Raw genomic sequence first — 2,922 nt, forward strand, 5'->3', positions numbered from 1 at the left:
GACGACCGGCTCCCGTCTCGTAATAGGTCGACCCGATACCGCCAACCGACATGCGGCGTTCAGGGATGAGCGTTTTGCCGGTGGGCCGCGGCGCCGGCGCGGCGCCGGCAATAAGCGAATTGGCGCTGATATAGTCGAGTTCCTGCGACACTTACTACCTTTGTTCCCTAGTGCCGACAATGCGGCCTCGTTCTTTTATACCAATTGAATGGTACACCCAGCGGGCTGGTCACCTTGCACAAATTGTCCTTCTATCAACGCAGAAAATCAGCGTTTTCTGCCCCCTACGCACCTAAAGTCGATGATTGCCTGGCTGGAAAATTCCTCAACGGGATCGATTGCTCGGTCATCGATCTGCGGCGATCGAAGCGACGCCGACCTATCTTCATGACACGGTCACTCCGGCGATGGAAGACACCATCGGCAACCGGATCGAGCGCATGCTCATCGACGCCGGTTGCCGAGGCCACGACGCACCCGAGAGCCACAGAATCAGGGTTTTTCACCGCGGGCAGAAGCGCCGCGCTAAGTCCGCGATCAAGCGCGAGATGCGGCGACGACCTGCCATCGAGCCGGTGATCGGCCACATCAAGGGCGAGCACCGAATGGGTCGCAACTACCTTGCCGGCGAGCAGGGCGATGCCGTCAACGCGATCCTGCTGCCGCCGGCTAAAACTTCTCCCTCCTGCTCAGATGGCTGAAGGCTTGTTTGTGCTCATGATCGCGCGCTTCAGCGCCGATCCAAACGCCGGTTAATCGGACGACGCGCCCGGCATATTTAGGCGGCGGTCGGCATAAACCTAAAGTCCTCGCCCCAGACGTCGACGCCGACGATCGACAGAGGCATACGGATCCCTCCCCTAAGAACCCTCGACGCTTGCTCAACGGGCACCCTTTTGCCACGCATAATGCCGTTCAAATCGCAGATTACCGCCTGGATGCTCTCAATCGGACCGTTCTGCTCCAGCCATTCGCTGAACCCGGGCGGGCTTTCCTCACTTTGGGTCTTGGCTCATTGTTCCACTTTCATTGCTATGAAATTTGCGAGACCGCATTCATTGTCCCGTCAACGGACGACGCATGTCGGCATTGTTTTGAAGTAGGACATCCAACCGGGCTTAGTGGATCGTGCGGAGTGTGCTGACCACCACACTAACAATATTCGGCAATCACACTTATGCGTAACTCTCTCGAGAGCGCCGCAGTGCCAATTCGGATCAAACCTTTGCGACCGGGCGGTCGTCTCCGCATGCCGGCCGCGAATAAACTGCTTGAAACAGCAACGGGCAGTTAAATGCTATTCCGGCGGCGCCAACGCGTGAGGCATTTTCAATGATCAGCCGGCCTTCCAGTAAAGCTCAGTTCCCCGCGCTCTCCATTCGGCGACCTTTGATCGCATGCTCCAACCACCCGACCTCCATTTCCGGTACGGAAGATAGCAGGAGGTCGGTATACGCATCGAAGGGCGGGGCTAGCACTTGCGTCTTCGAGCCGTAGCGGACCACCTCTCCCCGATACATAACCGCGATGGAATCGGCGATAGCCTTCACCGTCGCGAGGTCGTGCGTGATGAACAGGTAGCCCACGTCCTCAATCTTCTGCAGGCGGAGCATCAGCTTTAGGATGCCATCGGCCACCAGCGGGTCAAGCGCGCTGGTCACCTCGTCGCAGATGATGAGTTTCGGCTTGGCCGCCAGCGCGCGGGCGATGCAGACCCTCTGCTTTTGGCCGCCTGAAAGCTCCGCCGGATACCGGTCGATGAATCCCTTGCCCATCTCAATCTCGTCGAGAAGCTCGGCAACGCGCTTGTCGCGCTCGCGCCCGCGCATCCCGAAATAGAACTCAAGCGGCCGCCCAATGATGGTGCCCGCCGTCTGGCGCGGATTCATCGCCACGTCCGCCATCTGATAAATCATCTGCAGTTCTCGAAGATCATCCCTGGATCGGTCTGCGAGCCTGGGCGCTAGCGTGCGGCTAGCGAAGGTGATGCTGCCGGCGATCGGTGGCAGCAGCCCCGTGATGACGCGGGCGAGCGTCGATTTGCCCGAGCCGGATTCACCGACGACAGCGAGTGTTTGGCCGGGATGGACGTCAACCGAGACGTCCTGCAGAACCTTCACGGCACCGCCGCCATAAGCGGCAGTGACATTCCTCACCGACAACAGAGGGTTCGGCGTCGGTTCCTTCTCCTCATGCTCGATCGAACGCACCGACACCAGCGCTTTAGTGTAGTCCATGCGCGGCGCCTCGATAATCTGCCGCGTTTCGCCGTGCTCCACCATCTTGCCGTCGCGCAGCACAATGATCTCGTCCGAGACCTGGGCGACGACCGCGAGATCGTGCGTGATGTAGAGGGCTGCAACGCCGGTATCGCGGATCGCATCCTTGATGGCGGCCAGCACATCGATCTGCGTCGTCACGTCGAGAGCCGTGGTCGGCTCGTCGAACACGATCAGGTCGGGCTCGGAGCAAAGCGCCATCGCAGTCATGACGCGCTGCAATTGGCCGCCAGAGACCTGATGTGGATAGCGGCAGCCAATTTTTTGGGGATCGGGCAAGCGGAGTTTCTCGAACAGTGCCACCGCGCGCTTTTCTGCCTCGGCTTTCGTCGCAAGGCCGTGCAGAAGCGCTGCTTCCACGACCTGGTCCATGAGCCGATGCGCCGGGTTGAAAGCGGCAGCAGCCGACTGCGCGACATAGCAGACCTCGCTGCCGCGCACCCTGCGCAAACCCTGGACGCCGCCCTTCAGAATATCGCGGCCGTTGAGGACGACCTCGCCGCCGGTGATGCGGACACCGCCCCGGCCATAACCCATGGAGGAAAGGCCGATGGTCGACTTGCCGGCGCCGGATTCGCCGATCAGTCCCAGCACCTTACCGCGCTTCAGGGCCAGCGACACGCCGTCCACAATGGTGACGTCA

General features: G+C 60.5%; 1 protein-coding gene and 2 pseudogenes. 1 reads left to right on the top strand and 2 read right to left on the bottom strand.

Annotated features, from left to right (window positions below):
- Positions 1 to 392 precede the first annotated feature (392 nt).
- Positions 393 to 670, top strand: a pseudogene (locus tag NKH12_RS30145) (IS5/IS1182 family transposase); the annotation flags it as partial.
- A gap of 135 nt (positions 671 to 805) precedes the next feature.
- On the opposite strand, the pseudogene NKH12_RS30150 reads toward NKH12_RS30145, so the two are convergent.
- Both NKH12_RS30150 and NKH12_RS30155 read right to left on the bottom strand, forming a co-directional pair.
- Positions 806 to 967, bottom strand: a pseudogene (locus NKH12_RS30150) (glutamine synthetase); the annotation flags it as partial.
- Between the two features lie 391 nt (positions 968 to 1,358).
- Positions 1,359 to 2,922 (bottom strand): ABC transporter ATP-binding protein (locus NKH12_RS30155; protein WP_352956444.1); only part of this gene is annotated, 1,564 nt, incomplete at its 5' end.

This window comes from Mesorhizobium sp. M1322 (assembly GCF_040318085.1).
Taxonomy (GTDB): Bacteria; Pseudomonadota; Alphaproteobacteria; order Rhizobiales; family Rhizobiaceae; genus Mesorhizobium.